The sequence below is a fragment of the Streptomyces sp. NPDC051183 genome, from assembly GCF_040682455.1.
Classification (GTDB): Bacteria; Actinomycetota; Actinomycetes; order Streptomycetales; family Streptomycetaceae; genus Streptomyces.
Genome location: NZ_JBFBBA010000020.1, coordinates 82,385 through 99,106, shown reverse-complemented (window position 1 = coordinate 99,106; position 16,722 = coordinate 82,385). Strand labels below are relative to the sequence as shown.

16 protein-coding genes and 1 tRNA gene are annotated in these 16,722 nt (G+C 71.6%); 11 read left to right on the top strand and 6 right to left on the bottom strand.

Annotation, left to right across the window (positions count from 1 at the left end; translation table 11 throughout):
* The first annotated feature begins 66 nt into the window (after positions 1-66).
* The 6 genes from paaA (at position 67) to AB0M99_RS19460 (ending at position 5,002) form a co-directional block, all read left to right on the top strand.
* Entirely contained in the window at positions 67-1,068 is a 1,002-nt protein-coding gene (paaA, locus tag AB0M99_RS19485) for a 1,2-phenylacetyl-CoA epoxidase subunit PaaA (protein WP_365921948.1), read from the top strand.
* The gene (gene paaB / locus AB0M99_RS19480) at positions 1,065-1,349 is read left to right on the top strand and encodes a 1,2-phenylacetyl-CoA epoxidase subunit PaaB (RefSeq protein WP_132758176.1); all 285 of its coding nucleotides are present in this window, start codon (positions 1,065-1,067) and stop codon (positions 1,347-1,349) included. The genes paaA and paaB overlap by 4 nt, the downstream gene beginning before the upstream one ends.
* Positions 1,346-2,071 carry a 1,2-phenylacetyl-CoA epoxidase subunit PaaC gene (gene paaC, locus AB0M99_RS19475; protein WP_365921946.1) on the top strand — a complete coding sequence of 242 codons (726 nt, stop codon included), beginning with the start codon at positions 1,346-1,348 and terminating at the stop codon, positions 2,069-2,071. Before paaB ends, paaC begins: the two co-directional genes overlap by 4 nt.
* Positions 2,065-2,607: a 1,2-phenylacetyl-CoA epoxidase subunit PaaD gene (gene paaD, locus AB0M99_RS19470; protein WP_365921945.1), complete on the top strand. Its 543-nt coding sequence runs from the start codon at positions 2,065-2,067 to the stop codon at positions 2,605-2,607. The genes paaC and paaD overlap by 7 nt, the downstream gene beginning before the upstream one ends.
* 36 nt (positions 2,608-2,643) lie before the next feature.
* On the top strand, positions 2,644-3,753 hold the full coding sequence (locus tag AB0M99_RS19465; protein WP_365922048.1) for a 2Fe-2S iron-sulfur cluster-binding protein: 1,110 nt from the start codon (positions 2,644-2,646) through the stop codon (positions 3,751-3,753).
* 106 nt (positions 3,754-3,859) lie between these two features.
* Positions 3,860-5,002 carry an acyl-CoA dehydrogenase family protein gene (locus AB0M99_RS19460; protein ID WP_365921943.1) on the top strand — a complete coding sequence of 381 codons (1,143 nt, stop codon included), beginning with the start codon at positions 3,860-3,862 and terminating at the stop codon, positions 5,000-5,002.
* 41 nt (positions 5,003-5,043) lie between these two features.
* Here AB0M99_RS19460 and AB0M99_RS19455 read toward each other — a convergent pair whose 3' ends face one another.
* The 6 genes from AB0M99_RS19455 to AB0M99_RS19430 form a co-directional block, all read right to left on the bottom strand.
* On the bottom strand, positions 5,044-5,388 hold the full coding sequence (locus AB0M99_RS19455; RefSeq protein ID WP_365921941.1) for a rhodanese-like domain-containing protein: 345 nt from the start codon (positions 5,386-5,388) through the stop codon (positions 5,044-5,046).
* 50 nt (positions 5,389-5,438) lie between these two features.
* Positions 5,439-6,260 carry a J domain-containing protein gene (locus AB0M99_RS19450; protein ID WP_365921940.1) on the bottom strand — a complete coding sequence of 274 codons (822 nt, stop codon included), beginning with the start codon at positions 6,258-6,260 and terminating at the stop codon, positions 5,439-5,441.
* 82 nt (positions 6,261-6,342) lie between these two features.
* Positions 6,343-7,812: a DUF2252 domain-containing protein gene (locus AB0M99_RS19445; protein ID WP_365921938.1), complete on the bottom strand. Its 1,470-nt coding sequence runs from the start codon at positions 7,810-7,812 to the stop codon at positions 6,343-6,345.
* A 73-nt stretch (positions 7,813-7,885) separates the two neighbouring features.
* Positions 7,886-8,545, bottom strand: a complete 660-nt coding sequence (locus AB0M99_RS19440; protein ID WP_365922046.1) for a response regulator transcription factor — start codon at positions 8,543-8,545, stop codon at positions 7,886-7,888.
* Between the two features lie 17 nt (positions 8,546-8,562).
* Entirely contained in the window at positions 8,563-10,239 is a 1,677-nt protein-coding gene (locus AB0M99_RS19435) for a sensor histidine kinase (RefSeq protein ID WP_365921936.1), read from the bottom strand.
* Positions 10,240-10,410: 171 nt separating this feature from the next.
* A tRNA-Leu gene (locus AB0M99_RS19430) sits at positions 10,411-10,493 on the bottom strand.
* Positions 10,494-10,788: 295 nt separating this feature from the next.
* Here AB0M99_RS19430 and AB0M99_RS19425 point away from each other — a divergent pair.
* From AB0M99_RS19425 to AB0M99_RS19405, 5 genes are all read left to right on the top strand, one after another.
* On the top strand, positions 10,789-11,619 hold the full coding sequence (locus tag AB0M99_RS19425) for a DUF3662 and FHA domain-containing protein (RefSeq protein WP_365921934.1): 831 nt from the start codon (positions 10,789-10,791) through the stop codon (positions 11,617-11,619).
* Between the two features lie 10 nt (positions 11,620-11,629).
* A complete protein-coding gene (locus AB0M99_RS19420) occupies positions 11,630-12,136 on the top strand; it encodes an FHA domain-containing protein (protein ID WP_365921932.1) in 507 nt (168 codons plus the stop codon).
* Between the two features lie 144 nt (positions 12,137-12,280).
* Complete coding sequence (locus AB0M99_RS19415; protein ID WP_365921930.1) at positions 12,281-13,738, top strand: PP2C family serine/threonine-protein phosphatase; 1,458 nt, start codon at positions 12,281-12,283, stop codon at positions 13,736-13,738.
* 31 nt (positions 13,739-13,769) lie between these two features.
* Positions 13,770-15,194: an FtsW/RodA/SpoVE family cell cycle protein gene (locus AB0M99_RS19410; protein WP_365921928.1), complete on the top strand. Its 1,425-nt coding sequence runs from the start codon at positions 13,770-13,772 to the stop codon at positions 15,192-15,194.
* A complete protein-coding gene (locus AB0M99_RS19405; RefSeq protein ID WP_365921926.1) occupies positions 15,191-16,657 on the top strand; it encodes a penicillin-binding protein 2 in 1,467 nt (488 codons plus the stop codon). The genes AB0M99_RS19410 and AB0M99_RS19405 overlap by 4 nt, the downstream gene beginning before the upstream one ends.
* The last annotated feature ends 65 nt before the right edge of the window (positions 16,658-16,722 follow it).

Sequence of the window (16,722 nt, the reverse complement as noted above, 5' to 3'; positions counted from 1 at the left end):
CATTGAAGAGGATGAACCGAACGATCGGTCGGTCGGGCGGACGGACACTCTGGCAAGGGGACCGGGATGGTTGCAGTGACCCCGGAAACGGGGCAGGACCTCGGCGCGCAGCTCGCGGCGGCGTTCGACGCGGCCGTGGCGGCGGACGAGCGCGTGGAGCCGCGGGACTGGATGCCCGACGAATACCGCGCCACCCTGGTCCGCCAGATGGCCCAGCACGCCCACTCCGAGATCATCGGCATGCAGCCCGAGGCCAACTGGATCACCCGCGCGCCCTCGCTGCGCCGCAAGGCGATCCTGATGGCGAAGGTCCAGGACGAGGCGGGCCACGGCCTGTACCTCTACAGCGCCGCCGAGACGCTGGGCACCAGCCGCGACGAACTGCTGGACAAGCTCCACGCGGGCAAGCAGAAGTACTCCTCGATCTTCAACTACCCCACGCTGACCTGGGCCGACGTCGGCGCGATCGGCTGGCTGGTCGACGGCGCCGCGATCACCAACCAGGTACCGATCTGCCGCTGCTCCTACGGCCCCTATGCGCGGGCCATGGTCCGGATCTGCAAGGAGGAGTCCTTCCACCAGCGCCAGGGCTTCGAGCTCCTCATGGCCCTCTCCAAGGGCACCGAGGAGCAGCACGCGATGGCGCAGGACGCGGTCGACCGGTGGTGGTGGCCCTCGCTGATGATGTTCGGCCCGCCCGACGGCGAGTCGGCGCACTCGGCGCAGTCCATGGCCTGGCGGATCAAGCGGCACTCCAATGACGAGCTGCGCCAGCGCTTCGTGGACATCGCCGTCCCGCAGGCCGAGGCGCTCGGCCTGACCCTGCCCGACCCGGACCTGAAGTGGAACGAGGAGCGCGGGCACCACGACTTCGGCGCGATCGACTGGGCGGAGTTCTGGGACGTGCTCAAGGGCAACGGCCCCTGCAACGACCAGCGCATCGGCCAGCGCCGCAGGGCACACGAGGAAGGCGCCTGGGTCCGCGAGGCGGCCGCGGCCTATGCCGAGAAGCACGCACACGCAGGACAGGCAGCACGGGAAGTCACGGAAAGCGAGGCACGGGTATGACGCAGAACTGGCCGCTGTGGGAGGTGTTCGTGCGCTCGCGGCGCGGCCTCTCGCACACGCACGCGGGAAGCCTGCACGCCCCCGACGCGGAGATGGCCTTGCGCAACGCCCGCGATCTCTACACCCGGCGCGGCGAGGGCATCTCGATCTGGGTGGTCCCCTCCGCCGAGATCACCGCATCCTCGCCGGACGAGCGGGACCCCTTCTTCGCCCCGTCCGCCGACAAGCCGTACCGGCACCCCACGTTCTACGAGATCCCCGAGGGGGTGCACCACCTGTGACCAGCACCGATGTCGTGAATTCCGCAGCCCTTGCCCTCGGGGACGACGCGCTGATCCTCTCCCACCGCCTCGGCGAGTGGGCGGGCCACGCGCCGGTCCTGGAGGAGGAGGTCGCCCTCGCCAACATCGCCCTCGACCTGCTCGGCCAGGCCCGGATCCTGCTGTCCATGGCCGGCGACGAGGACGAGCTGGCGTTCCTGCGCGAGGAGCGGTCCTTCCGCTGCCTCCAGCTCGTCGAGCAGCCGAACGGCGACTTCGCCCACACCATCGCCCGCCAGCTCTACTTCTCGCTCTACCAGCACGAGCTCTACGGCATGCTCGCGGCCGGGGACGGCCCGTTCGGGCCGCTCGCCGCCAAGGCGGTCAAGGAGACGGCGTACCACCGCGACCACGCCGAGCAGTGGACGCTGCGGCTCGGCGACGGCACCGAGGAGAGCCGCAGCCGCATGCGGACCGCGCTGGACGCGCTGTGGAAGTACACCGGCGAGATGTTCCAGCCGGTGGACGGACTCGACGGCGTGGACTGGGCCGCCCTGGAGGAGCGCTGGCTGGCCTCGCTGACCGGTGTACTGGAGCGGGCCGGGCTCGCACTGCCCGAGGGCCCGCGCACCGGCGCCTGGGCGGCCGGGGCCGGGCGCCAGGGCCTGCACACCGAGCCGTTCGGGCGGCTGCTCGCCGAGATGCAGCACCTGCACCGGAGCCACCCGGGGGCGTCATGGTGACGTACACCGACCGCACCACCGGCGCCGAGGCGCAGGACGCGACCGCGGGCACGACCCGGCTGGAGGCGGAGCTCGCCGCGCTGGCCGGCTCCGTGCCCGACCCCGAGCTGCCCGTGCTCACCCTCGGCGAGCTCGGCGTCCTGCGCGGCGTTCGGATGCATGAGGACGGCCACGCCGAGGTCACCCTCACCCCCACGTACACCGGCTGCCCCGCCATCGAGGCCATGTCCGCGGACATCGAGCGGGTCCTGACCGACCACGGGATACCCCGGGTGCAGGTCCGCACCGTGCTCGCCCCCGCCTGGTCGACCGACGACATCAGCGCCGAGGGCCGCCGCAAGCTGGCCGAGTTCGGCATCGCCCCGCCGCGGCCGCACGCCGCCGACGGACCCGTACCGCTCACCCTGTCGGTCCGCTGCCCCCACTGCGGATCCACCGACACCGAGCTGCTCAGCCGGTTCTCCTCCACCGCGTGCAAGGCACTGCGCCGCTGCGCCGCGTGCCGTGAACCGTTCGACCACTTCAAGGAGCTGTAAATGGCTGTGTCCACGCCGGCCACGCCGTCAGCCTCGATGGTGACCCCGCGCCCCGCACGGCACGGCGCGTTCCACCCGCTGACGGTGGCCGCGGTCGAGCCGCTCACCGACGACTCCGTGGCACTGACCCTGGCCGTTCCGCCGGAGCTGCGCGACGAGTACCGGCACGCACCCGGCCAGCACCTCACGCTGCGCCGCAGCACCCCGGGCGGCTCCGAGGTCCGGCGCACCTACTCGATCTGCTCCCCCGCCCCGGCGGCCAACGGGCCCGGGCCCGCGCTGCTGCGGGTCGGCGTGCGCCTGGTCGAGGGCGGAGAGTTCTCCACGTTCGCGCACAAGGAGGTCGCCGCCGGGGACGTACTCGACGTGATGGTCCCGGCCGGGCGGTTCGTCCTGGACCCGGTCGCCGCCCCGGCCGCCGCCCACTACGCGGCCGTCGTCGGTGGCAGCGGCATCACCCCGGTGCTGTCGATCGCCGCCACGCTGCTCGCGACCCGGCCCGATGCCCGCTTCTGCCTGGTGCGCAGCGACCGCACCGCCGCGTCGACGATGTTCCTGGAAGAGGTCGCCGACCTGAAGGACCGCTACCCCGAGCGGTTCCAGCTGGTCACGGTCCTGTCCCGGGAGGAGCAGGACGCCGGGCTGCCGTCCGGACGGCTCGACGAGGAGCGGCTCACGGCCCTGCTCCCCGCGCTGCTGCCGGTGGCCGACCTGACGGGCTGGTTCCTCTGCGGGCCGTACGGGCTGGTCCTCGGCGCGGAGCGGGCCCTCGGCGCCCTGGGCGTGGTGCGGACCCGGATCCACGAGGAGATCTTCCACGTCGAGGACACGGCCGCACCGGCCCCCGCCCCGACCTCCGCCACCGCCGCGCACGGGCGGGTCACCGCCAGGCTCGACGGGCGCTCCGGCACCTGGGCGGTCCGGGACGGCGAATCCCTGCTGGACGCGGTGCTGCGCAACCGCGCCGACGCCCCGTACGCCTGCAAGGGCGGGGTCTGCGGTACCTGCCGGGCCTTCCTGGTGACGGGCGAGGTCCGGATGGACCGCAACTTCGCCCTGGAATCGGATGAGACCGAGGCCGGGTTCGTGCTGGCCTGCCAGTCGCACCCGGTGACGGAGGAAGTGGAGATCGACTTCGACCGCTGAGTGCGCTGCCTGTCCTTTTTCGAGGCCTGTCCTTTTTCAAGAACCTGTTCTATCTTGACGCTCCGTCAGACCTGAACGGAATCCGGTGCGCGCGGGAGGACAGGCAGTGGACTTCACCTTCACCGAGGAGCAGCAGGCCGCCGTCGAGGCGGCGAAGGCGGTGTTCGCGGACGTCGCCCCGGACGGCGTGCCCAGCCCCGCGCTCACGCCGAGGGCCGTGGCCGAGGAGTTCGACCGCGGGCTGTGGGCCAAGCTGGCCGACTCCGACCTGCTGAGCCTGGTCCTCGCCGAGGAGTACGGCGGGGCGGGACTCGACGCCATCGCCCTGTGCCTGGTGCTGCGCGAGTCCGCCAGGGTGCTGGCCCGGGTGCCGCTGCTGGAGCACTGTGCCACCGCCATGGCCGTCCAGGCCCACGGCAGTCCCGAGCTGAAGTCCGCCCTGCTGCGCGACGCCGGGCGGGGCAGCCTCGTCCTCACCGCGGCAGCGCACGGCCGCACCGGGCACGACCCGGCCGAGCTGTCCGTCACCGCCCGCAGCGACGGCGGGGAATGGGTCCTGGACGGGGTGCAGACCGCCGTCGCCTGGGCGCAGAACGCCGACTGGATCGCCGTACCCGCCCACTCCGGGGAGGGCGAGGCCGTCCTCGCGTTCGTCCCGCGCCTCACCGCCGGGCTGACCCTCGCCGAGCAGTACTCCACGAGCGGGGAGCGGCTCGCCGAACTCTCCCTGGACGGCGTCCGCGTGCCGGCCGCCCACCTCGTCGACCGGCCCGACGCCTGGGAGCGGCTCCGCCAGCTCCTCGCCACCGGCACCTGCGCGCTCGCGCTGGGCCTCGGCGAGGGCGTGCTCACGATGACCAGCCAGTACACGAGCAAGCGCGAGCAGTTCGGCTTCCCGGTGGCCACCTTCCAGGCCGTCGCCGTCCAGGCCGCCGACCGCTACATCGACCTGCGCGCCATGGAGGTCACCCTCTGGCAGGCCGCCTGGCGGCTCGACGCCTCGACCGGCGGGGCGGGCGGGCTGCTGCCGAGCGCCGGTGACGTCGCAGTGGCCAAGATCTGGGCCTCCGAAGGCGTACGCCGGGTCGTACAGACCGCCCAGCACCTGCACGGCGGCTTCGGCGCCGACACCGACTACCCGCTGCACCGCTACCACGCGTGGGCGAAGCAGCTGGAGCTCCAGCTCGGCCCGGCCGCCGTCCACGAGGAGGCGCTGGGCGACCTGCTGGCCGCCCACCCCCTCGCCTGAGACCGGCCACGGCCACGGCCGGGCCCACGGCTGCATCCGGGCTACAGCACGAAGGCCGGGTTCCCGCCGTCCGTCACCATCGGGCGCCCGGCGCCGTCCCAGGCCAGCATTCCGCCGTCGATGTTGACGGCGTCGATGCCCTGGTTCAGCAGGTACTGGGTGACCTGCGCGGAACGCCCGCCCACCCGGCACATCACGTGGACGCGGCCGCCGTCCTCATTGGCCTCCGTCAGCTCGCCGAAGCGGGCCACGAAGTCGCTCATCGGGATGTGCAGCGCACCTTTCACATGCCCGGCCGCCCATTCGTCGTCCTCACGGACGTCCAGGACAAAGCCTTCGGAGGGCACCGCGGCGGCGTCCACCGAGGGAAGCGGTCCGAAGTTCATACGTCGCCTTCTCTCATCGCAGATAGGAGGGCCAACCTATCCGAGGGCCGTCACGCGGTGGCGATGGCCGCCAGTTCCGCCTCGCGCTCGGAGACCTGCGCCAGCAGCTGCTCCGCGATCTCCTCCAGCAGCCGGTCCGGGTCCTCGGGCGCCATCCGCAGCATCGACCCGATCGCGCTGTCCTCCAGCTCCCGGGCGACCACCGACAGCAGCTCCTTGCGCCGGGACAGCCACTCCAGCCGCGCGTACAGCTCCTCGCTCTCGCTCGGCTGCGCCTGCTCCGGTGCCGGACCGGCCGCCCACTCCTCGGCCAGCTCGCGCAGCAGCCGCTCCTCGCCCCGCCCGTAGGCGGCATTGACCCGCGCGATGAACGCGTCCCGACGCTCCCGCTCCGCCTCGTCCTGGGCCAGGTCCGGGTGCGCCTGACGGACCAGCTCGCGGTAGAGGCGGCGTACCTCCTCCGTCGGACGCACGCGCTCCGGCGGCTTCACGCTCCGGTCGGTGAGCATCGCGGACGCGTCGTCGGAGATCCCGTCCGAGTCCAGCCAGTCGTGGAACAGCTCCTCCACCCCCGGCATGGGCATCACCAGGGAACGGGCCTCACGCGCCAGGCGCAGGTCCTCCGCGTCCCCGGTGCGGGCCGCCTTCGCCTCGGCGATCAGGGCGTCCAGCTCGTCGAGCCGCGAGTACATCGGGCCGAGCTTCTGGTGGTGGAGCCGGGAGAAGTTCTCCACCTCCACACGGAAGGTCTCCACCGCGATCTCGAACTCGATCAGTGCCTGCTCAGCGGCCCGCACGGCACGCTCCAGGCGTGCCTCGGGCCGCTCGTCGCCGGAGGGGCCGGGCTCTTCGGGGGCTGTCTGCTCGCTCACCCGGCCAGCCTAAGGCCCGATCGCGCGGGTGTTTCACGTGAAACATCGGCCGGTTTCACGTGAAACACCGCCGCCGGGGTCCTCAGACCCCGGCCTCCGCCGCGATCCGCCCGGACCGCACCGCGGCCACCAGATCCGCGTGGTCGGCCTCGCTGCGGTCGGCGTAGGCCACGGCGAAGGCGGCCATCGCCTCGTCGAGCTCCTCGTTCTTCCCGCAGTACCCGGCCAGGACCCGCGGATCGGCGCTGTGCGCATGCGCCCGGGCCAGCAGCGCGCCGGTCATCCGGCCGTAGTCGTCGAACTGCTCGACGGCCAGCGCCGCCGGGTCCACGCTGCCCTTGCGGTTGCGGAACTGCCGGACCTGGAACGGCCGGCCCTCCACCGTGGTCCAGCCGAGCAGGATGTCGGACACCACCTGCATCCGCTTCTGCCCGGCCACCACCCGGCGCCCCTCGTGCTCCTCCGGCGCGGAGGCGAAGCCCAGCGCGGGCAGGTGCGGCAGCAGTACCGAGGGCCGGGCCTCCTTCACCTGAAGGACCAGCGCCTCGCCCCGGTGGTCGAGCAGCAGCACCACGTAGGAGCGGGTCCCGACGCTGCCGGTGCCCACCACCCGGAAGGCCACGTCGTGGATCGCGTACCGGGCCAGCAGCGGCAGCCGGTCCCCCTGGAGGGTCTCCAGGTACGGGCCCAGCGATGCGGCCACGGCCGCCGCCTCCCCGTCCCCGACCCGGCGCAGCACCGGCAGCGCGTCGACGAACCGGCGGCTCCCGTCGGGCGCCGCCTCGGTGGACCTGGCGGCGAAGCGGGCGGAGGTGTTGTTGCGCGCCTTCTCCGAGACCCGCTCCAGCGTGCCCAGCAGGTCCCGGGCATCGGTGTGCGAGACGAGTTCCTCGTCGGCGATGGCGTTCCACGCGTCCAGGGCCGGCAGCTTGGCCAGCAGCCGCATGGTCCGGCGGTAGGCGCCCACCGAGTCGAGGGCGGCGGCCCGGCAGGTGTCCTCGTCCGCGCCGGCCACCCGCCCGGCCAGCACCAGCGAGGTCGCCAGCCGCTTCAGGTCCCACTCCCAGGGCCCGAACACGGTCTCGTCGAAGTCGTTGAGGTCGATGACGAGTCGGCCGCGCGCGTCTCCGTACAGCCCGAAGTTGGCCGCGTGGGCGTCCCCGCAGATCTGCGCACCGACGCCGGTCACCGGCCCGCCGGACAGGTCGTACGCCATCAGCCCGGCCGAACCGCGCAGGAAGGCGAAGGGGTTGGCGGCCATCCGGCCCACCCGTATCGGCGCCAGCTCGGCGACCCGCCCGACGTTGGACTCCTCCACCGCCCGCACCGCGTCGGGGCGTCCGGCCGGGGCCTCGAAGCGGGCGTGCGCAGACCTCGGCACGCGCGTACGCAGCGCCCTGCCGGCCTCCTTGGGCGAACCGGCCCGGGACCCGGCACCGGCACCGGGGCCGCCCGCGGCCCCCGTCCCACCCCACCGTGCGAATCCGCCGACGACCGGTATCCGCCCCGTCACATCCGGTGCCACCACGCGCTGTTCCGGTACTGCAATCATTCGCGCCGCCCCCACCCGTACTGTTCGTACCGCTCGATCGACATCAAAGGACATCAAGTCGGCCCGACCGTATCTACAGCCCGGCGTCCCTGGCCAGCAGGGCCGCCTGCACCCGGTTCTCGCACTCCAGCTTCGCCAGGATCCGGCTGACGTACGTCTTCACCGTTGCCTCGCTCATGTGCAGCCGCCGGCCCGCGTCCGCGTTGGAGAGCCCCTCCCCCAGCAGGGCCAGCACCCCGCGCTCCCGCTCGCTCAGCGCCGCGACCCGCTGCCGGGCCTCCTCGCCGCGCCCCACGGCCTGCCCCGAGGCCAGCTGGTCGACCACGTGCCGGGTCGCCGCCGGCGAGAGGTACGCGTCCCCGGCCGCGGCCGCCCGTACCGCGCCGATCAGCTCACCGGGCGCCGAGTCCTTCAGCAGGAACCCCGCGCTGCCCTGGCCCAGCGCCCGCAGCACGTTCTCCTTCTCCCCGAAGGTGGTCAGGACCAGCGCCCGGACATCGGGCAGCACCCGCGCCAGCTCGCCGAGCGCGGTCAGCCCGTCCATCACCGGCATCTGGATGTCCAGCAGCACGACGTCCGGCGCGTGCGACCGCGCCAGCTCCACCGCCTCCCGGCCGTTGCCCGCCTCGGCGACGACCTCGATGTCCGGCGCCGAGGTCAGGATCATCCTGATCCCGGCCCGGATCAGCGGTTCGTCATCGGCGATCACCACTCGGATCACCCTGGCTGTCACCCGCGTCACCCGCGCTCCTACTTCTTGACCTCGTAAAACTGTTTGTCGACGAGCTTGCCGTCCTTGAAGCAGAACCGGAAAACCTGGTCCGTGGACAGGTCCGTGCCCTCCTTGGACAGGAGCACCAGGCACTTCGAGCCCTCCGGCACGGGCGGCCCCTTCCGGTTCATCCCCGCCGTCAGAATGCCCTCCCCGTGGGGCAGCTGCTCGCGGACGGCGGCCTCCGACTGGCCGACCTGCACGGCGTCGTAGTCCGACCGGCTGATCATCTCGTCGCCCATCGTGCCCACCAGGAACAGGATTCCGGCCCCGATCACGATCACCAGCAGCACCACCGCCGCCACCGCGATTCCGCAGCCCAGCGCGACACCCCCGGTCCTGCTGCGCCCCCGCGTCAGCTCCCGGTCCACCGCCGCCCAGTCCATCGGCGGGGCGCCCTTCAGGCCCTGCGCCTGCAGCCGCTGCCCGAAGTCGTCGGCGATGGCCTCGACCCCGGCCGGCTCCGCCCCGTAGGGCAGCACCCCGGCCACCCGGAACCCGCCGCCCTCGGCGGGACCGGCGTGCACCATCCCGCCGACCAGCCGCGCCCGCTCGCGCAGCCCCGTCAGCCCCTGTCCGCCCGAGACCACCTCGCCCGTGCCGGGCCCGGCCGCGGGCCCGTTGGCGATCTCCACCACCAGCGAGTCGTCCTCGTACCGCAGGTCCACCGTGATCGGGGCCCCCGGCGCGTGCTTGTACGCGTTCGTCAGCGCCTCCTGCACGATCCGGTACGCCGCGTGGTCGCAGGCGGCGACCAGCGGCCGCGGCGCTCCCGCACCCGTCAGCCGTACGTCGGTCCCCGCGCTCCGCGCCGCCTCCACGATCCCGGCGATGCCCGCGACCCCCCGGGCGGCGGGCTGCGCCTCCTCCTCCGGGGCCGGCGCCTCCACCCCGTCCCGCAGGATCCCTACGACCTCGCGCAGCTCGTGCATGGCCGCGACCGAGGCCTGGCGCAGCACGCCCACCGCCTCGCGCTGGCGCTCCGTCAGCTGGGGGTCGACCTCCAGCGCCCCGGTGTGCACCGAGATCAGCGCGAGTTGGTGGCCCAGGCTGTCGTGCATGTCCTGGGCGATCCGCTGCCGCTCGCGCAGCCGGGCCTGCCCGGCGACCATCGCGCGCTCCCGCATCAGCTGCCCGTTGCGCTCCTGGAGCGCCCGCAGCAGGGTCCGCCGCTGCGACCAGTAACGGCTGGCCAGACCCGGCATCACGGTCGTCGCCAGGAACATCAGGGTGCCGAAGACGATCAGCAGCCGCGGCTGGCCCAGCGACTGGTCCTTGAGCAGGGTGAAGCCGATCGTCGCGGCCAAGGCCGCGGTGAACGCGCCCAGCGCCCGGCCCACCCCGACGATCCGCCGCCCCGCGGACCAGCCCAGCAGCGTCGTGACCAGGAACGTTCCGGGCAGATAGGCCCCGAGGGCCGAGCCCACCACCAGCGTCGCCACCGGCAGCCGCCGGCGCAGCAGGGTGAGAGCGAACACAGTCAGGGCGCTGGCCAGCATCCGCCCGGCGGAACCGTTGTCGAGTTCCTCGACCCCCACGCCGAGCAACGCCAGCACAGCGGCCAGCGCCAGATCCCCCGCCAGCATCCGCCGGGTCCACTGCTCGGGCCCCCTCAGCCAGTCCCAGCCCGCACGCACCCTCGCCGTCGCATCCACGCGCCCGACCTTAAACACCGTCCCGCACGCCGGACAGCTCTCTTTCGTCGCGCCCCGCACGACGAAAGTCGTACGGCCCACCCCCGAACCTCGGGGCGCCCGGCGCCCGTTCCGGGAACGACGAAAGAGCCCCCGCTCCGGATTTCTCCGGAGCGGGGGCTCTTTCACATGTGGGCGAGGGGGGATTTGAACCCCCACGTCCCGAAGGACACTGGCACCTGAAGCCAGCGCGTCTGCCGTTCCGCCACTCGCCCGAGCGGCGCCCCAGTGGTTCTTCCCTTTCGGGCCGTTCCCCTGGCGACGAACGAAAGATTAGCACGTAGAACGGGGTGGATTCACATCCCTTTCCCCGCACCCGCCACGGCGCTCGACGACGGCCCCTCCCGCACTCCGCTCCGCGTGCGGGACACTGTCCCTGGGGCGCCCCTACGATCGCTTGTGAGGACCAACACTCCTCCGCACGTGAGAGATGGGGAACCACCCGAATCCGCCACGCGTGGATACGATCAGTAAGCAGTACCAGGACGACAACGACGGAGGAGGTGCCCCATGGGAGTTCTGAAGCGGTTCGAGCAGCGACTCGAAGGTCTGGTGAACGGCACCTTCGCCAAGGTGTTCAAGTCCGAGGTCCAGCCGGTGGAGATCGCCGGAGCCCTCCAGCGGGAGTGCGACAACAACGCCACCATCTGGAACCGTGAGCGGACCGTCGTCCCCAACGACTTCATCGTGGAGCTCAGCGCCGGCGACTACGACCGCCTGAGCCCCTACTCCGGGCAGCTGGGCGACGAGCTCGCGGGCCTGGTCCGCGACTACGCCAAGCAGCAGCGCTACAGCTTCATGGGCCCCATCAAGGTCCACCTGGAGAAGGCCGAGGACCTGGACACCGGTCTCTACCGCGTCCGCAGCCGCACCCTCGCCTCCAGCACCTCCCAGGCCCCCGCCGGCGGCCCGCAGGCCCCCCAGGGCCAGCCGGGCGGCGGCTACGGCTACCCCCCGGTCGGCGCACCGCCCATGCCGCCGGGCCCGCCCCCGGGCGGACCCGGTGCGCGCAGGACGGCCCCCGCCGGACCGGCACCCGTACCCTCCGGCGGCGCGGGCACCATGCGCCGGTGGATCGAGATCAACGGCACCCGCCACCAGATCTCGCGCCCCACGCTCGTACTCGGCCGAAGCACCGAAGCCGACGTGCGGATCGACGACCCCGGCGTATCCCGCCGGCACTGTGAGATCCGGACCGGAACGCCTCCGACGATCCAGGATCTCGGGTCCACCAACGGCATCGTGGTGGACGGGCAGCACACCACCCGCGCTACGCTCCGCGACGGCTCGCGGATCGTCGTGGGCAGCACCACCATCATTTACCGACAAGCCGAAGGGTGAAGCGGGGGCAATGTCAGAGCTGACCCTGACGGTCATGCGGTTGGGTTTCCTGGCCGTTCTGTGGCTGTTCGTCATCGTGGCCGTCCAGGTCATCCGCAGCGATCTCTTCGGTACGAGAGTCACGCAGCGCGGCTCCCGCCGCGGCGCGAGCGCCGCAGGCGGCGCCCCGCAGCAGGCGGGCGGCCGCCAGAGTGCGCCACCGCAGCAGCGCCAGCGCCGCGGTGCACCGACCAAGCTCGTCGTCTCCGAAGGCACCCTCACGGGTACCACGGTGGCCCTCGCCGGCCAGACGATCACGCTGGGCCGCGCCCACGACTCCACGATCGTGCTGGACGACGACTACGCCTCCAGCCGCCATGCCAGGATCTATCCCGACCGTGACGGGCAGTGGATCGTCGAGGATCTCGGGTCCACCAACGGCACGTATCTCGACCGGACCCGGCTGACCACCCCGACGCCCATTCCGCCGGGCGCCCCGATCCGCATCGGCAAGACCGTCATCGAGCTGCGGAAGTAGTACGAGAATGATCGAGCGGAGCGAGCGAGCCGCGGCGGTCCGTCCCACCGGGGACACGGACCCGAGCGCGCTCCCGACCGGAGGGTGGGCAGTGTGGCTCGAGACCGGTTGCACCCGGAGGCTTCTTCGACAGGGCAGGTGCGTATGAGTCTGTCCCTGCGGTTCGCCGCCGGATCACACAAGGGCATGATCCGCGAGGGCAACGAGGACTCCGGCTACGCCGGTCCGCGCCTCCTCGCGATCGCCGACGGCATGGGCGGCCAGGCCGCCGGCGAAGTCGCGAGCTCCGAGGTGATCTCCACCCTCGTGCAGCTCGACGACGACGTCCCGGGATCCGACATCCTCACCTCCCTCGCGACGGCCGTGCAGCGCGCCAATGACCAGCTGCGCGTCATGGTCGAGGAGGATCCCCAGCTGGAGGGCATGGGCACCACGCTGACCGCCCTGCTGTGGACCGGCCAGCGCCTCGGCCTGGTCCACGTCGGCGACTCGCGTGCCTACCTGCTCCGCGACGGCCTCCTGACGCAGATCACCCAGGACCACACCTGGGTGCAGCGCCTCGTCGACGAGGGCCGGATCACCGAAGAGGAAGCCACCACCCACCCGCAGCGCTCCCTGCTGATGCGCGCGCTGGGCAGCGGCGACATCGTCGAGCCCGACCTCTCCATCCGCGAGGTCCGGGCCGGCGACCGCTACCTCATCTGCTCCGACGGGCTCTCCGGCGTCGTCTCCCACCAGACCCTGGAGGAGACCCTCGCCGACTACCACGGTCCGCACGAGACCGTGCAGGCCCTGATCCAGCTCGCGCTGCGCGGCGGCGGACCCGACAACATCACCTGCATCGTCGCCGACGTCCTCGACACGGACAGCGGGGACACCCTCGCCGCCCAGCTGAACGACACCCCGGTGGTCGTCGGCGCGGTCGCCGAGAACCAGCACCAGCTCTTCGACGGCGGCAACGCCATGCAGACCCCGGCCGGCCGTGCCTCCGGCCTCGGCCGCCAGGCCCCCCCGCCCGCCGGTGCCTTCGGCCCCCCCGGCAGCGGCGAGGCCCCCGGCTACGGATACGGCGGCGACCAGGGCGGCGCGTACGGGAGCTTCGGCGAAGCCGAGCCGTATGACGACGACTCGCGCTTCGACGACACGTACGACCACCCGCGCAGGCGCCGCTCCAAAGGGCGCAAGTGGACCACCCGCACGCTGACGCTGCTGATCATCGCCGGTGTCGTCGGCGGCGGCCTCTACGCGGGCTGGCGCTGGACGCAGACCCAGTACTACGTCGGCATCAAGGGCGAACACGTCGCGCTCTTCCGCGGCATCAGCCAGAAGCTCGGCCCGGTGGAGCTCTCCAAGGTGGAGACCGACCGCCCCGACATCGAACTGAAGTACCTGCCGCCCTTCAAGCGCAAGCAGGTCGAGGCCACCATCAGCGAAAGCAGCCTCGACGGCGCCCGCAAGAAGATCGACGAGCTCGGCAACCAGGTCTCCGCCTGCAAGAAGGACGAAGAGCGGCGCGCCGCCGAAGCGCAGAACAACCCAACGCCCGGCCCCACCCTGACTCCCGCAGAGCAGGATCTGGTCGGTTTTTGCGAAAAGCAGTAGACATACGCGGGCACAGGGGGCCTGCCACACCATGAGCGTTGTCACCAACACGACCACCATCGGCGCCATCGAGCTGCCGAGCCGGCGGAACACCGAGCTCCTGCTGCTCGGCTTCGCCGTGGTCATCCCGATCTTCGCCTACGCCAACGTGGGCTTGTCGATCCACGACAAGCTGCCCCCGGGCATGTTCACGTACGGGCTCGGCTTCGCCGTGCTCGCCGGCATCGCCCACCTCGTCGTACGCCGCTACGCCAAGTACGCCGACCCGCTCCTGCTGCCGCTCGCCACCCTGCTCAACGGACTCGGCGTCGTCCTGATCTGGCGCCTCGACCAGTCCGTCCGCCTGCAGAACCTCGCCAAGCGCAGCTTCGGCGCCTTCACCGAGTCCGCCCCCCGCCAGATGCTGTACACGGCACTCGCCATCGCCCTGTTCGCCGGCGTGCTGCTGGTGCTCAAGGACCACCGCACGCTCCAGCGCTTCACGTACATCTCGATGGCCGCGTCGCTGGTGCTGCTGATCCTGCCCGTCATCCCGGGCCTGGGCGCCGACGTCTTCGGCGCCAAGATCTGGATCAGCGTCGGCGGCTTCTCCATCCAGCCCGGCGAGTTCGCGAAGATCGTCATCGCCATCTTCTTCGCCGGCTACCTGATGGTGAAGCGCGACGCCCTGGCCCTGGCCAGCCGCCGGTTCATGGGCCTCTACCTGCCGCGCGGCCGCGACCTCGGCCCGATCCTGATGATCTGGGCGATGAGCCTGCTCGTCCTCGTCTTCGAGAACGACCTCGGCACCTCGCTGCTCTTCTTCGGCATGTTCGTGATCATGCTGTACGTGGCCACCGAGCGCACCAGCTGGATCGTCATCGGCCTGCTGATGAGCGTGGGCGGCGCCGCCGTCGTCGGTGCCACGGCCAGCCACGTCAAGGCCCGAGTGACGGCCTGGCTCGACCCCTTCGCCTGCTACACCAAGTCCGGCGCCTGCGAGCAGGTCGGGCAGTCGATCATGAGCTTCGGCTCCGGCGGGGTCCTCGGCACCGGCTGGGGACAGGGCAACTCCGACCTCATCGGGTTCGCCGCCAACTCCGACTTCATCTTCTCCACCGTCGGCGAAGAGCTCGGCCTCGCCGGCGTCATGGCCTTCCTCCTGCTCTACGGCCTGATCATCGAGCGCGGTGTGCGCACCGCCCTCGCCGCCCGCGACCCCTTCGGCAAGCTCTTCGCCATCGGGCTGTCCGGCGCCTTCGCCCTCCAGATCTTCGTCGTCGCCGGCGGAGTCATGGGCCTCATCCCCCTCACCGGCATGACCATGCCCTTCCTCGCCTCGGGCGGTTCCTCCGTCCTCGCGAACTGGGCCCTCATCGGCATCCTCATCCGGATCAGCGACACCGCACGCCGCCCTGCCCCGGCCCCCGCCCCGTCCCCCGACTCCGAGATGACCCAGGTGGTCCGCCCGTCATGAACAAGCCCCTGCGCCGCATCTCGCTGTTCTGCGGGCTGCTCGTCCTCGCGCTGCTCGTGCGGACCAACTGGCTCCAGTACGTCAAGGCCGAGGAGCTGAGCACCCGCAAGGAGAACCGCCGGGTCCAGATCGCCCAGTACGCCACCGAGCGCGGCAACATCATCGTCAAGGGCAACCCGATCACGGGCTCGGCGACCACCGACGGCAGCGACTACAAGTACAAGCGGACCTACCTCGACGGCCCCCTCTGGGCGCCCGTCACGGGGTACGCCTCGCAGGCCTTCGGCTCCACGCAGCTGGAGTCCCTGGAGGACGGCATCCTCACCGGCAACGACGACCGGCTGTTCTTCGACCGCACCATCGGCATGTTCACCGGCGAGAAGAAGCAGGGCGGCAACGTCGTCACCACCCTGAACCCCGAGGCCCAGAAGGCCGCCTTCGCCAAGCTCGGGGACAAGAAGGGCGCCGTCGCCGCGATCGACCCGCAGACCGGCGCCATCCTGGCCCTGGTCAGCACCCCCTCGTACGACCCGTCGAGCTTCGCCGGCAACTCCAAGAACGACGAGAAGGCCTGGGTCGCCCTGAAGGACAGCGAGGACAAGAACCTCGTCAACCGGGCCCTGCGCGAGACCTACCCGCCGGGTTCCACCTTCAAGGTCCTCACCGCCGCCGCCGCCCTGGAGCACGGTGTCGTCAGCGACATCGACGCGCCGACCGACACCCCGGAGCCGTACATCCTGCCCGGCACCAGGACCCCGATGGTCAACCACGCCAGCGGGTGCGAGAAGTCGAGCCTGAACAACGCGCTGCGGGTCTCCTGCAACTCCGTCTTCGCCAACATGGGCGACAAGGTGGGGCGGGACAACATGGTGAAGACCGCCGAGAAGTTCGGCTTCAACAACGACAAGATCGACACCCCCGTCCGCGCCTTCGCCAGCGTCTACGACAAGACGATGAGCAAGGACGGCAACGCCCAGAGCGCCATCGGCCAGTTCAACACCGCCGCCACGCCGCTCCAGATGGCCATGGTCACCGCCGCCATCGCCAACGACGGCAAGCTGATGAAGCCGTACATGGTCGCCCAGCTCACCGCGCCCAACCTCGACGTCATCGAGAAGCACGAGCCGCAGGAAATGAGCCGGCCCCTCTCCGCCGCCAACGCGCAGAAGGTCCAGCAGATGATGGTCAACGTCGTCGAGAACGGCACCGGCGGCAACGCCAAGATCCGCGACGTGGTCGTCGGCGGCAAGACCGGTACCGCCCAGCACGGCGAGGGCAACAAGAAGCGCCCCTACGCCTGGTTCATCTCCTACGCCGAGAACAAGGACGGCACGTCCCCGGTCGCCGTCGCCGTCGTCATCGAGGACAGCGACGCCAGCCGCGAGGACATCTCCGGCGGTGGCCTCGCCGCACCGGTCGCCAAGGCCGTCATGGAAGCCGTACTGGCGAGCAACAAGGGGTAACCGCACAGGCCAGCCGATGTGACCCGGATCACTGATTCCGGCCCGGATCCGAGCGTACGGTACCG